This is a genomic window from Catenulispora rubra, assembly GCF_015356825.1.
GTDB lineage: Bacteria > Actinomycetota > Actinomycetes > Streptomycetales > Catenulisporaceae > Catenulispora > Catenulispora rubra.
Map to the genome: position 1 here is coordinate 26,587 of NZ_JAACYW010000073.1, position 16,506 is coordinate 43,092.

Consider the following 16,506-nt stretch of genomic DNA (forward strand, 5'->3'; position numbering starts at 1 on the left):
GACGACTGTCGGACCCGTCGTCTATCGTCGAGCACAATGGTAGACGTGCACGCGAATTCGAACCCTGTCTCAGTCCCCGCACCTTCCCCGGCACCTGATCGCCTGTGTACCGGCCTGAGTTGGTTCGAGGAGAAGCCCGCCCTGACAGCCGTCGAGGGCGGCGATCTGCGTCTCAAGGCACTGAGTCCCGGCACCCGACTGGCACTGTCCTGGTCCGGCCGCCGCCGCTGCATCGGCTGGACCGCGCCGGGCACCGGCCGCACCCCGTGCGCCGAGGACGCCGAGATCGGCGGCGCGGCCACTCTCGCGCAGTGCCCGGCGTGCCAGAACCGTGACCACGGCCTGGCCGTCGCGCGCGACCGGATCACCGACGACGGCCGCTCGTACCAGCTCTACCTGGCGTGGTTCGCGCCCGGCATGCTGAAGGTCGGTATCACCGGCGTACAACGCGGCGTGGCCCGGCTGCTGGAGCAGGGCGCCATCGGCTACACGGTGATCGCCACCGGAACCCTCCCGGCCGCGCGGCGCGCTGAAATCACGGTGTCGGCCTCGGGCCTGGCCAAGGAGCGCTACCGCTCGCGCGCGAAGGTCGAGGCGTGGTGGGGTCTGCCGGAGACCGAGGGGCTGCGCTCGGCGCTCAGTGAAGGACGGACCAAGGCGCTGCGGATGCTCGCCGACCACACCCTCGACGCCTTCCCCGACGGTCCGCTGGTCGACAACACGACGTTCTTCGGGCTCGGCGACGGCGCTCCGGCGACCTACCGCGAGGTCGAGTCGCTGGACGACAGCGGCAGCCTGGCCGGCGAGGTCCGCGCGGTGATCGGCAAGCACCTGTTCCTGGCGGTGGACGGCGGCACGCCGTTGCTGCTGGACACGCGGCTGCTCGCCGGACGGCACACTGTCCCGATCGCAGACGACAGCAATGGGATTGGCGTCGCCGGAGTGCGGACCGCAGAGCGTCGGCGGCCGTTGCTGTACGACACGCCGACGCTGTTCTAGCCGCCGCTACAGAGAAAGCTGCTCTGCGGCCGTCTGCGCGCAGCCGGGTCAGCCGAAGTACCCCTCGATGTCCGCGTGCGAAAGCACCCCGCTCCGCCCGAACTCGAACGTCCCGTGCTCCGCGATCTCCCTCGCCGCGCCAATGGCGGCGGTCATCGCGGCGCGCGACAGGTTCGAGCCGAGGCTGATGCGGCGCACGCCCCATTCGCCGAGCTGCTCGACCGTGGCGTTCAGGCGAGCGCCGCCGGCGATGACGTTGACCGGCTTGCCGACCTCGGAGGTCACCGCGCGGATCTGCTCCTCGGTGGTGAGGCCGGGGGCGAACAGGACGTCGGCGCCCGCGGTTTCGAAGGCCTGGAGGCGCGCGATGGTGTCCTTCAGGTCCGTGTGGCCGTAGAGGAAGTTCTCGGCGCGGGCTGTGACCGTGTACGGGAACGGGAGTGCGCGCGCCGCCTCGATCGCCGCCGTCAGGCGTTCCACGGCTGCTTCCAGCGGGATGATCCCGTCGCCGACGGCGTCCTCGACCGAGCCGCCGACCAGGCAGAACTCGGCGGAGCGGCGGATGGTCTCGGCGACCTCGTCGGGCGTGGTCCCGTAGCCGTCCTCCAGGTCCGCCGCGACCGGCAGGTGCGTGGCCGCGACCAGGGTGCCGGCGTTGGCCAGGCTCTCCTCGCGCGTGATCCCGCCGTCCGGCCGGGCCAGCGTGTGCGCGATGCCGGCGCTGGTGGTGGCCAGGGCCTTGAAGCCGAGGGCGGTGAAGATCTGCGCGGTGCCGGCGTCCCAGGCGTTGGCGATCACGAACACGTCCGGCCCGGCGTGCAGCGCGGCGAAGGTCTCGGCGCGGCGGTACTGGTCTTCGGGGGTCAGCAGGCTCATACCGGGAACCCTACGCGGCGGATCCTTCGGCGAGCGCCGAAATCTGCGCGACCAGCCGCACGCGATGGTCCGGCGGGTCGGGCTCTTCGGAGTGGTCGGAGTTGTCGATCCCGGAGTTGTCGATCTCGTGGTGCGGGACCGGCGGGGGAGTGTCGGGGCGGATGGCGGCGGCCCAGGCCTCGAACGCCGCCAGCTTCGCAGCGTCCTCATCCCGGCCGCGCGCCACGATCCGCGACCGCAGCACCGCCACGTCGCAGCGCACCCACACCAGGCGCACGGTCCCGCCGCCGAGCTCGGAGCACCAGCGCTCCCAGCGCGCCGGATCGCGGATCTGCGACGTGAACGGCGCCACCAGCAGCACCGGACATCCGTGGGAGCGGATCTCCCGTGCGGTCGCGGTCATCCCGCCGTATTCGTGCGCTTTGACGTGCTCGTCGTACCAGGCGCCCTCGCGCTCGCCGAACGGTCGCCCGGCGGCCGCGAGCACTTCCGAGGCGAAGCCCCGGTACATGGTGTCCTTGTCCAGGATCGCCGGGACCGGGGCGAGGCGCTCGGCCAGAAGTGACGCCACCGTCGACTTCCCAACCCCGGGTGCTCCGGCGACCACCCACACATCAGCCACTACATCAGCCACGTGCCGAGCCTAGATCAGCGACCGCACCACCCCGGTCACCAGATCCGCGCACGTCGTCGGCGTCGCGTGCGCCGGGTCCAGCGCGTTCGCCGCCTCGTGGAACGCCACGCCGTCCACCGTCCCGATCAGCACGTGGTCGGACACGTCCAGCGGACACAGGTCCTGCACCAGCACGTTGTGCACGTTCGGCCCGGCCAGGAACTGGTTCGTGTACGGCGTCACCAGCTCGTCGAACCGCGACACGATCGTCGTGTACCGCACCCCGGGGACCGTGTCCCCGCTGGCATCGAGCCGCCGGTTGAACGCCGAGCCCACGAACTGCTCCACACACGCCGGACACGCCGTCCCGATCACCCGCGTCGCGCCGGGGATCTGCTGCGCGACGGTGAACAAACCCGAAGCGGTCCCGCCGTGGTTCGTCGGCGCGATCCCGACCAGCGTGTGCACCTTCGGTGCGCCGCCGAGGAACTTCAGGTAGTACCGCGGCAGCGCTCCGCCGCCCTGCGAGTGCCCGAGGATGTCGACCTGGCTCGTGCCGGTCGCCGCGAGCACGCGATTGACGTAGGTCGCCAACTGAAGCCCCGACTGCTCGATCGGCGCGATCCCGTGGACGAGGGGAATCCCCGCGTACTGGCCGTAGTCAAGCTCGAACACGCAGTACCCGAGGTGGGCGAAGTAGGGCCCGCCGAGCAGCCACTGTTCGGTCGGGTTCAGAAAGGTCCCGTGCAACAGCACCAGGGGCCGAGGATGCTCGGCGCTCGGCCGGCAGGAGAAGTCGTTGACACCGGAGGAGAAGGCTGGCGCCTCGGCCGCGTGCGCGGGGGCCGCGGCGAGCGCCGCGGGGCCGGTGAGCAGGGCGGCGGCCAGCAGCCGGGCCGCGCGCCGCCGCAGCAGGCGTCGCAGGGTTCGAGGACGGGGGAAAACCGGTCGCATGTGTCCTTTCTAGGCCCGTCACGCGCTTCCGTACATTCTCAACACCATGACAGTCACCCGTCTGGCCCCGGGGGTGCCGGCGAGCGGGTCGGGTATTGACGCGGGCTCCAATTTACCGGAGGGTAACTTTCAGCGAGCGGCAGTTCTCCGCCGGCCGTTCCCTCCCGGTTATCGCGACGAAAGCAGGTACCGACCATGCCCGGCCCGGCAGGCGCGACCATCGACGGCGGCGGCTCCCACCTGGCGGTGGCCGCGACCCTGGTACGGGCCGGCGTGATCCGTCCCGGACCCCCGCACCGCAGCGTCGGGCAGCTGCGCGCGCTGGCCTCCTGGGGCGCGACGATCGCCGGCGGCTTCCGGGCCGCCGCGGCGCGCACCCCGAACGCCGAGGCGGTGATCGACGAGCGCGTCGTGCTCACCTACAAGCAGCTCACCACCCGCGCCACGCGCCTGGCCAACGGCCTGCAGGAGCGCGGTATCGGCGCCGGGGACAAGGTCGCGCTGCTGTGCCGCAACCACGCCGGCATGGTGATCTGCTTCATCGCCTGCGCCGAGCTCGGCGTGGACGCGGTCCTGTTGAACACCGGCCTGTCCGCCGGCCAGATGACGCAGGTGGTCACCGAGCAGCAGCCCAAGGCGGTGATCGCGGACTCGGAGTTCGACGCGGTGCTCACCGCCTGCCCGGCCGACGTGCTGCGGATCAACGCCTGGCCGGAGGAGGGCGCCGCGGTCGCGCTGACCCTGGACCAGATCATCGACGGCGCCCCGGCCGCGCACCGCAAGCCCCCGGCCAAGCCCGGCCGGATCATCGTCCTCACCTCCGGCACCACCGGCGCCCCCAAGGGCGCGCGCCGCCCCAACCCGCCGGGCATCGGCGCCGCGGCCTCGATCCTGAGCCGGATCCCGCTGCACGCCGGCGAGCGGATCCTGGTGCCGGCCCCGATGTTCCACTCCTGGGGCCTGGCCGCGCTGCAGATCAGCATGCCGCTGCGGGCCACGCTGATCATGCAGCGCCGCTTCGATCCGGAGGCCACGCTCAAGGCGATCCAGAGCAAGCGCCCCACGGCGATGTTCGCGGTGCCGGTCATGGTGCAGCGGATGCTCGACCTCGGCGAAGACGTGATCAAGAAGTACGACACCTCGACGCTGCGCATCGTGGCGCTGTCCGGCTCGGCGATCCCGGCCGCGGCGGTGACCAGGTTCCTGGACACGTTCGGGCCGGTGCTCTACAACTTCTACGGCTCCACCGAGGTCTCCTGGGCCTCCATCGCCGACCCCAAGGACCTGCGCCAGGCCCCGACCACGGCCGGCCGGCCGCCGCTCGGCTCCAAGATCGTGATCCGCGACGTGGCCACCGGCAAGCCGGTCCCGACCGGCACCGTCGGCCGCATCTTCGTGTGGAACGACATGCTCTTCGAGGGCTACACCAACGGTGCCGACAAGGAGACCTCCGACGGCTACATGGCCACCGGCGACCGCGGCTACGTCGACGCCCACGGCCTGCTGTTCGTCTCCGGCCGGGACGACGACATGATCGTCTCCGGCGGCGAGAACGTCTTCCCGCGCGAGGTCGAGGAGCTGATCGCGGCGCAGCCCGGGGTCCGCGAGTGCGCCGTGGTCGGGGTGCCGGACGCCGAGTGGGGCCAGCGCTTCGCCGCCTACGTCGCGCTGCTGCCCGGCGCGTCGATGACCGAGGACGAGGTCAAGGCGTTGGTGAAGGCCGGCCTGGCGCGCTTCTCGGTGCCTCGCGACGTGCACTTCGTGGACGAACTGCCGCGCAACGCCACCGGCAAGGTCGTGAACCGGCTGCTGGCCGACTGACTGGCCGACTGAATCGTGATCCTTCGACCGTGAATGAAGCGCCGGCTTCGGGATAACGGCTGCCGATCTTTCGCCGATCCAGCCGGGGGGCTGGCCGCTACTGGAACGGAACCGGAAAACTGCGAACCCCACAAACGCACAGCCATCCGTCACCCCGACAGGAGGGCACCGCCATGTCCGCCAGCCGTGCCGAGCCCAGCGAGATCGCCGGTCCGAAAGGCACCGGCCTCCGGGTGCTGCGCATCCTGACGCGCTCGGGGGTGCTGCGCCCGGCGCGCCCGGACCGCACCGTCCGCCAACTGCTGAGCCTGGCCCGCTGGGGCGCCACCGTCGCCGGCGGCTACCGGGCCGCCGCGGCCCGCTCGCCGCACCGGATCGCGGTGATCGACGAGCGGCGCTCGGTGACCTTCCGCGAGGTGCACCGGCGCGCGGTCCGGCTGGCCAACGGCCTGGAGCGGCTCGGCGCCGCCCCGGGCAGCCGGGTGGCCGTGCTGTGCCGGAACCACGCCTGGTTCGTCGAGGCGGTGCTGGCCGCCGCCGAGCTCGGCGCGGACGTGGTGCTGGTCAACACCGGTCTGTCGGTGCGGGCCACCGCCGACGTGCTGCGCACGCACGAGCCCGCCGTGGTGATCGCCGACGCCGAGTTCGCCGACCATGTCGCCTCGGCCCGGCTCGGCGTGCCGTTCCTGGTCGCCTGGCCGGACGCCACCGGCCCGGGCACCGGACGCCCGTTCGGCCCGCCCGCGCACCGGATGGCCGCCACCGCCACGGTCGACGACGTCATCGCCACCGCCTCGGACGCCAAGCGCCGCCCGCCGCAGCGCCCGGGCCGGATCATCGTCCTGACCTCCGGCACCACCGGCGCGCCGAAGGGCGCGCAGCGCGCGAACCCGCCGGGGTTGTCCGCGGCGGCCGGGCTGATCTCCCGAATACCGCTGCGCTCCTGCGAATCAGTGCTCGTGGCCACGCCGCTGTTCCACATGTGGGGCCTGGCCGCGCTGCAGATCGGCATGGCGCTGCGGGACACCCTGGTGTTGCAGCGGCGCTTCGAGCCCAAGGCGACGCTTCAGGCGATCGAGGAGCGGCGGTGCGCGGTGGTGTTCGGCGTGCCGGTGGTCCTGCAACGGATCATGGAGCTGCCGCCGGAGCTGCGTGACTCCTACGACGCCTCGTCGCTGCGGATCGTGGCCACGTCGGGCTCGGCGATCCCGACGCCGGTGGTCATCTCGTTCATGGACGTCTTCGGCGACGTCCTGTACAACTTCTACGGCTCCACCGAGGTCTCCTGGGCCGCCATCGCCGAACCCGCGGACCTGCGCATCGCGCCGAACACCGCCGGGCGTCCGCCGCTGGACTCCCGGCTGAAGGTGCTCGACGACCGCGGCGAGGTGGTGCCGCGCGGCGTCACCGGCCGGATCTTCGTCTGGAACACCCTGCTGTTCGAGGGCTACACCAGCGGCGGCACCAAGGAGCACCGCGCCGGGTACATGGCGACCAACGACCGCGGCCATCTGGACTCCTCCGGCCGGCTGTTCGTCCAGGGCCGGGACGCGGACATGATCGTGTGCGCGGGACAAGAGCTGTTCCCGCGCGAGGTGGAGGATCTGCTCGCCTCGGTGCAGGACATCCGCGAGGCCGCGGTGGTCGGCGTGCCGGACGCCGACCAGGGACAGTGCTTCGCCGCCTACGTCGTGGTCCGGCCCGGCGCCGAGATGACCGCGCCCCAGGTGCGCGGGGTCGTCGCGCGCTACCTGCCGGGCAACGCGGTGCCGCGCGACGTCGTGTTCGTCGACGCGCTGCCGCGCAACGCCACCGGCAAGGTGGTCGTGCGGGACCTTCCGCCGTCGTTGGCGGGGGCCTGACGCCCCGCGCCGGTCACCGTGCGCGCACCCCCGATTTCCCCGTGTGCCCGAGCCGGATGGCGCGCCCGCCAGGCGCGCGCCATCCGGCCGCTCTGCAATTGCCCGCGCTGGGCCCCCGCTATCCCCGTCGTCGCCGAATCTCTACCTTCGAGCGCGTCACCAGGGCCGCTCCCGTTCCGGCGAGCATCGGAACGATCACGATCGTGCCGATCAAGAACCACCACGGGATCGCCAGGTAGCTCTGCGCGTGGACGGTTGGCGCATCCCCGAAGCCACCGAGGCGCGGGCGTGCCTCGAACGCGGACTGGACGAAGCTGTGCGACCGGGCCTCGATGATCGCCACCGCCGGGACCAGACCGGTCGCCGAGCCCAGGACGGCGCCCATCGTGGCGGTGATCGTGGCCTGCGATCCGGCCAGCGTCCGGCGCACGCGCGGGCGCGCGCCGACGGCGGCCAGGGTCTCCAGGTCGGCTTGGCCGTCGGTGATGGCCAGGCCGGTGGAGATCGCCGCCGCGCCGAGGGTCACGAACGCCGCGACGGCGGCCAGCGCCAGCATCGAGGTGTCGTTGCCGCCCTGGTAGCCGCGCTCGACCTTGAGCAGCGCGGTGGTGCCCAGGGCCTCGGCGGCGGCGTTGGCGCGCTCTTCCTCGGACTTGGTCGGCATGCGGGTGGTGTCGAACAGGATCATCGACGGCGCGTACTTCACGCCGTAGCGGTCGGCCGCCGACTGCGGGATCAGGGCCCGGACCCCGTTGACGGCGCTGCCGTCCTTGGTCTTGGCGACGGCTGCCGGCAGGGTCAGCGGGGCCGGGGCCGGTCCGCTGCAGAAGGGGGCGAACTGCTGGCGGAGGGTGTCGGGCAGGTCGGCGCCGGCCGGCGGGCAGTTGCGCTGCAGGGCGATGGTCGAGCTCGGGGCGCCGGTCGCGGGGTCGGTGCCGGTGAGGTCGTAGGGCGTGAACACGACCATGCCGCCGGCCGCGAGGGTCTTCTCGGCCTGCGGGTCGACGGTGCCGGTGAGGGCGCGCAGGGTGGCGGCGTCGCCGGGGACGACCTGGCCGGCGCTGAAGGCGGCCGCGCAGCGCGGGTCGGACTGGATCATCGACTCGGCGTCCTGGCCGGAGGGGAAGGGGACGGCGCCGTCTCCGTTGTTGAAGAAGGGGCAGTCGTTCGCGAGGGTGCGCTTGACGACGATGTCGACCGGGACGAAGCCGTTGTAGTTCTGGGTCGGGATCACTGCCGCGGAGCGGACCGGGAGGGTGGCGCTGATCGCGGCGATGGCTTTGGTGGGGTCGATCGGCGGATTGGCGGGATTGTTCGGGTCGCCGGAGTTCGGGACCAGCGGGCTTGATCCTGATCCGAACTGCTGGCCGTCCAGCTGCTGCCGGCCGGCGGCCCCGAACATCAGCGCCACCTGACCGGGGCGCAGGGTGCTGTGATACTGCGCCTTTCCGCGGGCGTCGGTGCTGGTGAGCATGGTGGCCACGGCGGTGGATCCGGCCACCGCGGCCAGGATCGCGGCGACGGCCGGGGCGGTGCGGCCCCGGTTGCGTGCGCTGTCGCGCAGCGCCATGCGGCCGGTGAGCGGGAGCAGGCGGCCGAGCTTGCCGGTCAGGGCCACCAGCAGCGGGGTGCAGGCGACGACCCCGAGTTCGGACACTGCGATGCCGGCGACCAGCGGGATCGTATGGATGCCGGGCTTGAAGACCCCGTAGCCGGTGGCCGCGATGCCGGCGGCCAGGACGACGACGCCGAGCGTCGCCAGCTTCCACGGCACGCCGCGGGCTCCGCGCCGGCCGCCGGTCAGGGCTTGGAGGACCTGCTGGCGTCCGGTGATGACGGCGGGGATCAGGGCCGCGATGAGGCCGGTCACCACGCCGATCAGCGCGGCCAGGGCGAGATCGCCCGGCGCGATGCGGAAGGCGCCGGGCTCGCGGTGCGTGAGGGTGACCGCCTCGGGCAGCGCCAGGCGTCCCAGGCCGATCCCGGCCAGGGCGCCGACGATGCCGCCGACCGCGCCGAGCACCAGGCCGTCGGCCAGCACGACGGCGCGGACCATGCGCTGGTCGGCCCCGGCGGCGCCCATCAGGCCGAAGTCGCGGCGGCGCTTGCGGGCGCCGACGGCGAAGGCCGGTCCGGCCAGGAGGACGACCTCCAGCAGGGCCATGACGACGCCGACGGCGCCGACCGCGAGCAGCGCCTGCGTCAGGCGGCTGTTGCCGGCCGAGGCGGCGCGGTAGTGCTGGAGCAGCGGGACGGCGGAGTCCGGCGGCGGGTTCTCGGCGACCAGGAGGGACTCGGCGGAGTAGCCGGTCTGGTTCAGCTTCTGGACCTGGTCCCACCTCAGGCCGCCGGGGACCTGCGCGAGCCACTTGGCCGGGCCGGGGTCGTTGGGGCCGGTCGGCAGCGTGCCGGGATAGGCGACGATCTCGTCGGCGTCCAGGCGCGCGGGGACGTCGTACTCGCCGACGATGGTGAGCTGGTGCTCCGGCAGGCGGCCACTTCGGTCGGGCACCTCGTTCGCGCTGAGGAACTCGGCGCTGAGGTGGTCGCCGATCCGCTTGTCGAGGGCGGAGAGCAGGGACGTGGAGAGCGTGACCTCGCCCTTGGCGCTCGGCGCACGCCCGGACTTCTTGACGTAGAGTCCGTCGAGCAGCGGGTTGCCGAGGTCGCGCTCGGCCGCCTGCACCGAGTACGCACCCTGCGGCGAGCTCACGCGCATCTCCTGCGGCGCCGGCATCGGCACGACACGCGACCCCGGCGGCAGCACCCCGGAATCGATGGGCGAGGCGAACTGCACGCCTTGCAGCGCCCCGGCGAGCATGCCGTTGGCCTGCGGCGAGATGGGGACACTGCCGTCGGGCAACTGCTCGATAGGCGCGGGCGCGACGAAGGACACCAAGGCGTCGGCCCGCCCGATGTCCCGCCGCACCTGCTCGACGGTGGTGAGCTTGGTGGTGTGGTAGAGCGTGTCAGCCGCACTGGCGCCCGCCACCGGCAACGCCAGCATCGCCGCGACCAGCACGGACCGGCCCTTGTGGCGCAGGGCCTCGCGGCGCGCGATGCGGACGGCGACCTTCCAGATCATGGGGTCAAGGGATACCGGGTATGTTCGAGCTCTGCATCGTGCGGAATGCGTAGATCTTTTGGGCGGCGGTGGAATGCCTGGAGATAACCGGCCCCACGAGCGACTATTGAGGAAACTGGCGAGTGCGGGCAAGCGGCGATACGGCGACCGGGATGCGAGCGGCAGCTTAAGGCTGGGGATCAGGCGCGAACCCGGCGGCTGGCAGGCGGCGTTGCGCGAATCCGCAAGCTGGCGGGCGGCAGCTTTGGCCGGCGCGCGAGCGGCAGCTTAGGGCTGGGGATCAGGCGCGAACCCGGCGGCTGGCAGGCGGCGCTGCGCGAATCCGCAAGCTGGCAGGCGGCAGCTTTGGCCGGCGCGCGAGCCGTAGCTCGGGGTCGCTGGTCGGCGCGCGAGTGCGGGCGCATCCGTCGGCAGGAATGCTCGGCCACCAACCTCAGCCTCCCTGCGAGCCGCAGCCTGGGCAGGCAGGTGTGAAGGCGGGTTCTCAGCCCTGCCCCCAAGGCACCTCGGGCGACTTGTAGTACGCGATCCCCAGCTTGTCCCACAGCGGTCCCTGATCCGCCAGCCGCTGCGAGAACTTCGGCCAGTTGTGGGTGTTCGGCGTGGACCAGCCGATTTCGGCGATGGCGGGTAGGCGCGGGAAGGCCAGGGTCTCGGCGTCCTTCAGGCTCTTCACGGTCTCGCTCCACAGCGGTGCTTCCACGCCGAGCACTGATGATGGCCCGATGCCCGGCAGCACGGTCACCGGGTCCCAGTCGTAGGCCTTCGACACCGGCGTGTAGCCGGCCCAGTGCAGGCCCAGGGGGAAGTCGGGGGTCGGCTGCTGGTCGAGGTAGGCGTGGTTGCCGGGGGCCATGATCAGCTTGGTGCCCCTGTCGGCGGCCTGCGTCACGTACGGCTGGGGCTGCGCCGTGTTCCAGTACTCCAGCACCGTCTGCGGCAGCAGGGGCGCGGTGCCGGCCTCGGCCCAGGCGATCGGCGTGCGGCCGTGGCTGGCGACCAGGTTCTGGGCGCGCTGGATGAAGGCGTCGTACTGCGTCAGGTCCAGTGCCTGCGCCTCGTCGCCGCCCAGGTGGAGGTAGGGGCCGGGGGTGGCGTCGGCGGCGGCTTCGGTCGCTGAATCGACAAATCTGTATGTTGACTCACTCGTGGTGCACAGCGCGTCGTAGCCGGGGGACGCCGTGGTCACGGGGCCGTGGTGGCGGCCGTCGCAGGCCAGCGTCGGGTACGCGGACACGGCCGCGCCGACGTGGCCGGGCATGTCGATCTCCGGGATCACCGTCAGGTACCGCGAAGCCGCGTAGCCGACGATCTCCTTCAGCTCCGCGGCCGTGTAGTAGCCGCCGGGACCGCCGCCGACCTGCGAGGCACCGCCGACTGTGGCGAGCTTCGGCCAGCCCGGCACGGTGAACCGCCAGCCCTGGTCGTCGCTGAGGTGCAGGTGGAACTCGTTCACCTTGTACAGCGCGGCGGCGTCGATGTACGCCTTGACGTCGGCCACGCTGTAGAAGTGGCGCGCGACGTCCAGCATCACGCCGCGATACGCGAAGCGCGGACGGTCGGTGATCGTGCCGGCCTGGAGCTTGGCGCCGATGAGCAGCTGACGGATGGTCTGGACGCCGTGGAAGAGCCCTGCGTCGGTGGCGGCGGTGAGCGTGACGGAGGTCGGGGTGATGGCGAGGGTGTAGCCCTCGGTGCCCAGGGATGCGTCGCCGCCGGTGGGCTGGAGGACGAGCTGGATGGTGGCGTTGATGCTCGGCGTGGACTGCGGTGCCAGGCCGGTCTGCTGCTTGATGCACGCAGCAAGGTCGGCCGCGACGGGTTCGGCGCCGGGGGAGGCGTGGATCGCAGCGGCACCCGTAAGGGTGAAGGTCCCGGCCGCCGCCGTGATGTTGGACGGCTCGGGGACGACACGTTCGAGGGCCGTCGAGTCAACCGAGCCGACAGGCGAAGTGGTCCCGGATGTGACGCTGTTGCTGCTGGTCGAGGGCGGTGTCGCCGTGGTCCCGCCACCGCCGCCACTGCACGCGGACATCGCAAGAAGCGCAGCGGAAGCGCTGATCACCGCTGCGGTCCGGAGCGTGCGAGGTCGGCCGGTCACCCCGCGAGGGTAGACCACCGCCGCGTTCACCCCGAACCAACCGAAGCGCCAAAGCCGCCAGGCTCACGGCCATCAACGCATACCCGGCGGCCAGCACCCGAGTCGGGCCGAGCCGGTCGGCCGCGACGCCGGTATCGGGTAAAGAAAAGAACTGAGTTTAGAGCGCGATGTCCTGACATCTTGATTGCCAGGCGCAGGTTCGAGCCAAGTCGAGTCAGCTTCGAGGCGGAGCGCCGAGGCGGGCCGGTAGGTTGAACGACAGAGGCAGCCACCAGGGAGGGCACAGCACGATGAGCGGGGATACGAAGACTGATCCGGTGCTGGAACTGCGCGCCGTCACGCGCGTCCACGGCAGGGGAGCCGCGGAGGTCCACGCGCTGCGCGGCGTCGACCTGGCCGTGGCGCCCGGCGAGCTGGTGGCCGTGATGGGCCCCTCCGGCTCGGGCAAGTCGACGCTGCTTTCGCTGGCCGGCGGCCTGGACATGCCGACGACCGGCGAGGTGCGCATCGAGGGCACCACACTCGCGTCCCAGAGCAAGGCGCAGCTCGCTGCGATCCGTCGGCGCTCGGTCGGCTACGTCTTCCAGGACTACAACCTGATCCCGGCGCTGACCGCAGCCGAGAACGTGGCGCTGCCGCGCGAGCTCGACGGCCTGTCGGCCCGCAAGTCCCGCCAGGAAGCCCTCGCAGCCCTCGAAGAAGTCGGCCTGCGCGCCGAGGCCGACCGCTTCCCCGACGAGATGTCCGGCGGCCAGCAGCAGCGCGTCGCCATCGCCAGGGCCCTGATCGGCGCGCGCCGCCTGATCCTCACCGACGAGCCCACCGGTGCGCTGGACTCCGAGACCGGGGAGGCCGTGCTGCGGCTGCTGCGCAAGCGCTGCGACGAGGGTGCCGCCGGGGTTCTGGTCACGCACGAGTCCCGGCACGCGGGCTGGGCCGACCGCATCGTGTTCCTGCGGGACGGGCTGATCGTGGACGAGTCGGCGCCCTCCCGGCGTGCCGAAGACCTGCTGGTGTCGGGCGGCGCCGACGTCTGACACGCCCGGGCTGTGAGACGGCACAGGTCCCGTCAGATGCGTGCTCACGCATCTGACGGGACCCGAGAGCCCAGGAGGACCCGAGAAGACCTCAGCTAGCCGCGTGCTCGGCCGGCTGCGCCCCGCTCGACTCGAACAGCGAGAAGAACCCGCCCTGCGGGTCCTGGCACACCGCGAACCGTCCCGGCGGGATCGGCGTCGTGGGCACCACGACCGAGCCGCCGAGCTCGCCGACCTTCGCCACCGAGGCGTCGCAGTCGGCCACGCCGAAGTACACGGCCCAGTGCGGGGGCGTCTCCTTCGGGAAGTGCTCGTCGTCCATCACCATCAGGCCGGCCACGGTGCGGCCGTCGACCTGGAACTCGGTGTACTCCATTCCGTCCATCGGGGTGGTCGAGGCGCCCCAGCCGAAGGTCGCGGTGTAGAAGGCCTTGGCGGCGTCGGCGTCGCGGGTGTTCAGCTCGTCCCAGGCCAGCGTGCCGGGCTCGTTGACCAGGCCGGCACCGCGCATCGACCGCGGCTGCCACAGGCCCAGGACGGCGCCGGTGGGGTCGGCGAACAAGCCCATGCGGCCGACGTCGGTGACGTCCATCGCGGGCATGATGGTCTGGGCGCCGGCGGCCTGGGCCTTGGCCATCGTGTCGTCGGCGTCGGTCACCGCCACGTAGGTGCTCCAGGCCACCGGCTGCTCGGCGGACATGGTCTTCATGGCGCCGGCCACCTGTTCGCCGTTGAGCAGGAACAAGGTGTAGCCGCCGGCCTCGGGGTCCTCGGCGACCTGTGCGGTCCAGCCGAACAGACCGCCGTAGAAGGTCTTGGCGCCTTCCAGGTCGGAGGTCCCCAGGTCCACCCAACACGGGGTGCCGGGGACGTACTCTGTCATCTTCATCGCGGGGCCTCCTTCAACCCGGCCATGATCGGCCTGACGGGGTTTGCGGGGTTTTTCGTCTCTGAACGTACTCGCCCGGCACGGGTTCCGCCCCCGGAATGCGGCGGCTCGCACCCGCTCGTGGGGCGGGGCGCTACGTTGGGAGCGTGCCCGACCGATCTTCCTTCGCGAAGCCTTCTGCGCCCGGCTCGAACCGGGGCTCTGACCTGGCCGAACGCCGGTGGCGCCAGGCCCTGGCGGACGCCGGGCTGGACGTCGGGTTCGGCGCCCGGCGGCGTGCCGAGTACAGTGCCGACGCCTCCAACCACCGGCACGTGCCGCGCGGCGTGGGGTTCCCGCGCGACGCCGGGCAGGTGGCGGCGGCGGTCCGGATCTGCGCCGAGCACGGCGTGCCGGTGACGCTCCGTGGCGGCGGCACATCGGTGGCCGGGAACGCCATCGGCGAGGGGCTGGTGCTGGACTGCTCGCGGCACTTCGGGCGGGTACTGGAGCTGGATCCCGGCGCGCACACCGCGCGGGTGGAGCCGGGGGTCGTGCTGGACGTGCTCCAGGCGCAGGCGGCGCCGCACGGGCTGCGGTTCGGGCCGGATCCGTCGACGGCGTCGCGGTGCACGGTCGGCGGGATGATCGGGAACAACGCCTGCGGGGCCCGGTCGCTGGCGTTCGGGACGACGGCGGACAACGTGCTGGCGCTGGAGCTGCTGCTCGCGGACGGCACGCGCACGACCGCGCGGCGCGGGACGAGCGGGGTCGCAGCGCTCGACGAGCGGCTGCGGGCGCTGGTCGAGCGGCACGGCGAGGCCATTCGGCGCGAGCTGGGCCGCTTCCCGCGGCAGGTGTCCGGCTACGCCTTGCAGCATCTACTGCCGGAGAACGGGTTCGACGTCGCCAAGGCGCTCGTCGGCTCCGAGGGGACGCTCGCGGTCGTGCTCGGGGCCGAGGTGCGGCTGGTGCCGGTGCTGCGGGAGCGGGTGCTGGTGGTGGCCGCGTATCCGGACATGGTCACGGCGGCGGTCGACGTGCCGCGGGTCCTGCCGCATCAGCCCTCGGCGATCGAGGGGCTGGGGGCGGAGCTGGCCGACGTGTGGGCGGCGCGGCGCAAGCGGGCTCTGCCGTCGTCGCTGCCGTCGGGTGGGGGATGGCTGTTCATCGAGACGACGGCGGACCAGGTGGCGGGGATCGTCGCGGACCTGGAGGGGGCGCACGCGACGCGGGTGGTCGTCGCCGACGGCGAGCAGCGGGAGCTGTGGCGGATCCGGGAGGACGGCGCGGGGCTGGCGACGCGGACGTCGGAGGGGGCCGAGGCGTGGCCGGGGTTCGAGGACGCCGCGGTGCCGCCGGAGCGGCTGGCGGACTACCTGCGCGGGTTCGAGGCGCTGATGCACAGCGCCGGGCGCAAGGGGACGGTGTTCGGGCACTTCGGGGAGGGGTGTCTGCACGTGCGCATCGACCACGACCTGCAGACCGTCTCCGGGCGGCAGCAGTTCGCGGAGTTCACGGCGGCGGCGACGGCGTTGGTGGTCACGCACGGCGGGTCGGTGTCCGGCGAGCACGGGGACGGGCAGGCGCGCTCGGCGCTGCTGGCGGCGATGTACAGCGCTGAGTTGCTGGAGGCGTTCCGGGAGTGCAAGGCGGCGTTCGACCCGGACGGGGTGCTGAACCCCGGGATCCTGGTGGCGCCGCGCGATTTCGCCGCCGACCTGCGCGCGCCGGGGGTGGTGCAGGACGCGCCGCCGGAGCTGGCGCTGCTGGCCGACGACGGGGACTTCGGGCGCGCGGTGCGGCGCTGCGTGGGGGTCGGCAAGTGCCGCAGTGCGGCCGGCGGGGTCATGTGCCCGTCGTTCCGGGCGACCGGGGATGAGAAGGACTCGACGCGCGGGCGTGCCAGGGTGCTGCAGGAGATGCTGGACGGCCGCAGCGTGCGCGGCGGCTACCGGGCGCCGGAGGTGCTGGACGCGCTGGACCTGTGCCTGGGGTGCAAGGGCTGCAAGACGGACTGCCCGGTCGGGGTGGACATGGCCGCGTACAAGACGGAGGTGCTGTACCAGCACTACCGGGGCCGGCTGCGGCCCGCGGCGCACTACTCGCTGGGCTGGCTGCCGCTGTGGGCGCGGCTGGCCGGGCTCGCGCCGCGGGTGGTGAACCGGGTGCTCGGGTCACGGCTGGCGCCGCTGCTGAAGCGGGCCGGGGGGATCGCGGAGGAGCGGGCGTTGCCGCGGTTCGCGGCGCGGTCTTTTTCGCGGCGGGTGGGGGATGCCGAGGCGGCGGT

The 16,506-nt window shown here is 72.5% G+C and carries 11 protein-coding genes; 5 read left to right on the forward strand and 6 right to left on the reverse strand.

Annotated elements, in window-relative coordinates:
- Positions 1-45 precede the first annotated feature (45 nt).
- Positions 46-999, forward strand: coding sequence for a DUF2797 domain-containing protein (locus tag GWK61_RS21435; protein ID WP_194910721.1), 954 nt, complete (start codon positions 46-48; stop codon positions 997-999).
- Between the two features lie 48 nt (positions 1,000-1,047).
- On the opposite strand, the gene GWK61_RS21440 is transcribed toward GWK61_RS21435, so the two are convergent.
- Genes GWK61_RS21440 through GWK61_RS21450 form a run of 3 tightly spaced genes read right to left on the reverse strand, consistent with a single transcriptional unit; the run spans position 1,048 to position 3,442 of the window.
- Positions 1,048-1,875 carry an isocitrate lyase/PEP mutase family protein gene (locus tag GWK61_RS21440; protein ID WP_194910723.1) on the reverse strand — a complete coding sequence of 276 codons (828 nt, stop codon included), beginning with the start codon at positions 1,873-1,875 and terminating at the stop codon, positions 1,048-1,050.
- A gap of 10 nt (positions 1,876-1,885) precedes the next feature.
- Positions 1,886-2,509 (reverse strand): P-loop nucleotide/nucleoside kinase family protein, encoded by a 624-nt coding sequence (locus tag GWK61_RS21445; RefSeq protein ID WP_323747677.1) that lies wholly within the window; start codon positions 2,507-2,509, stop codon positions 1,886-1,888.
- A gap of 9 nt (positions 2,510-2,518) precedes the next feature.
- Positions 2,519-3,442 (reverse strand): esterase/lipase family protein, encoded by a 924-nt coding sequence (locus GWK61_RS21450; protein WP_194910724.1) that lies wholly within the window; start codon positions 3,440-3,442, stop codon positions 2,519-2,521.
- Between the two features lie 195 nt (positions 3,443-3,637).
- Here GWK61_RS21450 and GWK61_RS21455 point away from each other — a divergent pair, with 195 nt between their 5' ends.
- Both GWK61_RS21455 and GWK61_RS21460 read left to right on the forward strand, forming a co-directional pair.
- Positions 3,638-5,263 carry an AMP-binding protein gene (locus tag GWK61_RS21455; protein ID WP_194910726.1) on the forward strand — a complete coding sequence of 542 codons (1,626 nt, stop codon included), beginning with the start codon at positions 3,638-3,640 and terminating at the stop codon, positions 5,261-5,263.
- 173 nt (positions 5,264-5,436) lie between these two features.
- Positions 5,437-7,125 carry an AMP-binding protein gene (locus GWK61_RS21460; protein ID WP_194910728.1) on the forward strand — a complete coding sequence of 563 codons (1,689 nt, stop codon included), beginning with the start codon at positions 5,437-5,439 and terminating at the stop codon, positions 7,123-7,125.
- Between the two features lie 118 nt (positions 7,126-7,243).
- On the opposite strand, the gene GWK61_RS21465 is transcribed toward GWK61_RS21460, so the two are convergent.
- Both GWK61_RS21465 and GWK61_RS21470 read right to left on the reverse strand, forming a co-directional pair.
- Entirely contained in the window at positions 7,244-10,210 is a 2,967-nt protein-coding gene (locus tag GWK61_RS21465; protein WP_194910730.1) for an FtsX-like permease family protein, read from the reverse strand.
- Between the two features lie 484 nt (positions 10,211-10,694).
- Positions 10,695-12,245 carry a beta-N-acetylhexosaminidase gene (locus GWK61_RS21470; RefSeq protein ID WP_194910732.1) on the reverse strand — a complete coding sequence of 517 codons (1,551 nt, stop codon included), beginning with the start codon at positions 12,243-12,245 and terminating at the stop codon, positions 10,695-10,697.
- A 356-nt stretch (positions 12,246-12,601) separates the two neighbouring features.
- Between GWK61_RS21470 and GWK61_RS21475 the strand changes: the two genes are divergently transcribed.
- Complete coding sequence (locus GWK61_RS21475; RefSeq protein WP_194910734.1) at positions 12,602-13,348, forward strand: ABC transporter ATP-binding protein; 747 nt, start codon at positions 12,602-12,604, stop codon at positions 13,346-13,348.
- Between the two features lie 91 nt (positions 13,349-13,439).
- On the opposite strand, the gene GWK61_RS21480 is transcribed toward GWK61_RS21475, so the two are convergent.
- Positions 13,440-14,237, reverse strand: a complete 798-nt coding sequence (locus GWK61_RS21480; protein WP_194910736.1) for a VOC family protein — start codon at positions 14,235-14,237, stop codon at positions 13,440-13,442.
- Positions 14,238-14,383: 146 nt separating this feature from the next.
- Between GWK61_RS21480 and GWK61_RS21485 the strand changes: the two genes are divergently transcribed.
- Positions 14,384-16,506, forward strand: a 2,123-nt coding sequence (locus tag GWK61_RS21485) for an FAD-binding and (Fe-S)-binding domain-containing protein (protein WP_194910738.1), incomplete at its 3' end; no start/stop codon positions are given.